The sequence below is a fragment of the Yoonia sp. genome (assembly GCF_014859355.1).
GTDB lineage: Bacteria > Pseudomonadota > Alphaproteobacteria > Rhodobacterales > Rhodobacteraceae > Yoonia.
The window spans coordinates 1-2,645 of record NZ_JACUUJ010000090.1; the positions used below are offsets into that span (position 1 = coordinate 1).

Consider the following 2,645-nt stretch of genomic DNA (forward strand, 5'->3'; position numbering starts at 1 on the left):
GCACTGGGGCGTTTTTACTTTCCGCCCCTTGCCAGCGCGGCGACGCCTGTGCGGGCGATTTCGGTCAGGCCGAGGGGGCGCATAAGTTCGGCAAGGGCGTCGATTTTTTCCGGTGTGCCGGTGATTTCAAAGACAAAGCTGCTCAACGTGCTGTCGACCACGCGGGCGCGGAAAATATCGGCAAGGCGCAGCGCCTCGACCCGGTGATCGCCGCTGCCCGCCACCTTCAACAGCGCCAGTTCGCGTTCCACCGATGCGCCCTCGACCGTCAGGTCGTGGACCTCGTGAACATCCACGATCCGGCCCAGCTGCGCCTTGATCTGTTCGATGATCTGCGGCGTGCCGCGGGTCACGATGGTGATGCGCGACCGGTGGCCCAGATGGTCCACCTCGGCCACGGTCAGGCTGTCGATATTGTAGCCGCGCCCGGAAAACAGCCCGATAACGCGCGCCAGCACGCCGGGTTCGTTTTCCACCAGCACCGCCAGCGTGTGCCGTTCTTCCACGTCGGAAAAGGTGGGGCGCAGGTTATAGGCGGAATGGCTGGAGGAGCCTTTTTTGATTTTCAGTGCGGACATGGGTGTGGGCCTTTGTGTTGTCTGTGGCGTTATGCGCTGAGGGCAGCGCCCGAACCGAGGGGGGAAGGATCTAAACCAGCGCCTCGCCCGCGCCCTGAATGGCGCCCCGGGTGTCGGCGTCGCCCAGCAGCATTTCGTTATGCGCCTTGCCCGACGGGATCATCGGGAAACAGTTCTCGTGCTTTTCGACCAGACAGTCGAACACCACCGGCCCTTCATGGGTGATCATTTCCATGATCGCGTCATCCAGCGTGTCGGGGTCGCTGCACTGGATGCCCTTGGCGCCGAACGCCTCGGCCAGTTTGACAAAATCCGGCAGGCTTTCCGACCAGCTGTTGGAATAACGCTCGCCATGCAACAATTCCTGCCACTGGCGCACCATGCCAAGGCGTTCGTTGTTCAGGATGAACTGTTTCACCGGCAGCCGGTATTGCATCGCCGTGCCCAGTTCCTGCATGTTCATCAGCCACGATGCCTCGCCTGCGACATTGATGACCAGCGCATCGGGGTGGCCCATCTGCACGCCGATCGACGCGGGGAACCCGTAACCCATCGTGCCAAGCCCGCCCGAGGTCATCCAGCGGTTGGGGTCTTCGAACCCCAGATATTGCGCGGCCCACATCTGGTGCTGGCCGACCTCGGTGCAGATATAGCGGTCGTGCTGCTTGGTCAGCGCCTCCAGCCGTTGCAGGGCGTATTGTGGTTTGATGATCTTGCCCTGCTGGCGGAATTTCAGGCAATCCACCCCGCGCCAGTCGTTGATCTGGCCCCACCATTTCGCCAGTGCGTCGCGGTTGGTTTTCGCCCCGCGGGATTTCCAGATCTTGATCAGATCCTCCAGCACATGCGCCACATCGCCCAAAATCGGGATATCGACGTGAATCACCTTGTTGATGCTGCTGGCGTCAATGTCGATATGCGCCTTTTTCGATTTCGGGCTAAAGGCGTCGATCCGCCCCGTGATCCGGTCGTCGAACCGCGCGCCGATGTTGATCATCAGGTCGCAGTCGTGCATCGCCATGTTCGCCTCATACAGGCCATGCATCCCCAGCATGCCCAGCCAGGCATCGCCCGATGCCGGATAGGCCCCCAGACCCATCAGGGTCGAGGTGACGGGAAAGCCCGTCGCCGCCACCAGATCGCGCAGCAGCTGCGACGCGGCGGGCCCTGCGTTGATCACCCCGCCGCCGGTATAAAACACCGGGCGCTTGGCGGTTTCCATCGCGGCGGCCAGTTCGGTGATCGCGGCCAGATCGCCCTTTACCTGCGGGTTGTAATGCGTTTCAACCGCGCGCGCCTGCGTATAGGTGCCGGTGGCAAACTGCACGTCCTTGGGGATATCCACCAGAACCGGGCCGGGGCGCCCTTGGGTCGCCACATGGAACGCCTCGTGCAGGGTCGCCGACAGCCGGTCGGTGTCCTTGACCAGCCAGTTGTGTTTGGTGCAGGGCCGCGTGATGCCCACGGTGTCGGCCTCTTGAAACGCGTCCGACCCGATCATGAAGGTCGGCACCTGGCCCGTCAGCACGATGATCGGGATGCTGTCCATCAGCGCATCCGTCAGGCCCGTCACCGCATTGGTGGCACCCGGGCCGGATGTGACCAGCGCCACACCGGGTTTGCCGGTCGATCGCGCGTAACCTTCGGCGGCATGCACAGCGGCCTGTTCGTGGCGCACCAGCACGTGTTTGATGCGGTCCTGCTGGAAAATCTCGTCATAGATCGGCAGGACAGCGCCGCCGGGATAGCCGAACACGACCTCTACCCCTTGATCAATCAGGGCCTGCACCACCATTCTTGCGCCGGTCATGGTCTTGGTCATTGTTCCGTTATCCTGTCCACTGGTTGCACCTGGCATAAAAAAACCCCCGAAGATCATCGGGGGCGCATGGGATCGTTATGGTCAAACCTGTCAAAGGCCCATGCGCGTATGTCCTACGATCACGACGACATCATCCATAATATCACCCTTAAAGCCCCGCCCTTCTAAGCCCCCCAAAACACCCCGTCAACCGCCACATATGGATAAAATGTCGCAAAGAGCGCGCTAAACGAAACTTTGTTGCA

2 protein-coding genes are annotated in these 2,645 nt (G+C 61.6%); both read right to left on the reverse strand.

All coding sequences use genetic code 11. From position 1 onward, the window contains the following. Positions 1 to 14: 14 nt before the first annotated feature. On the reverse strand, positions 15 to 578 hold the full coding sequence (gene ilvN, locus IBX59_RS15045) for an acetolactate synthase small subunit (RefSeq protein ID WP_296377025.1): 564 nt from the start codon (positions 576 to 578) through the stop codon (positions 15 to 17). Between the two features lie 70 nt (positions 579 to 648). Beyond that, a complete protein-coding gene (locus IBX59_RS15050; RefSeq protein ID WP_296377027.1) occupies positions 649 to 2,400 on the reverse strand; it encodes an acetolactate synthase 3 large subunit in 1,752 nt (583 codons plus the stop codon). Positions 2,401 to 2,645 lie beyond the last annotated feature (245 nt).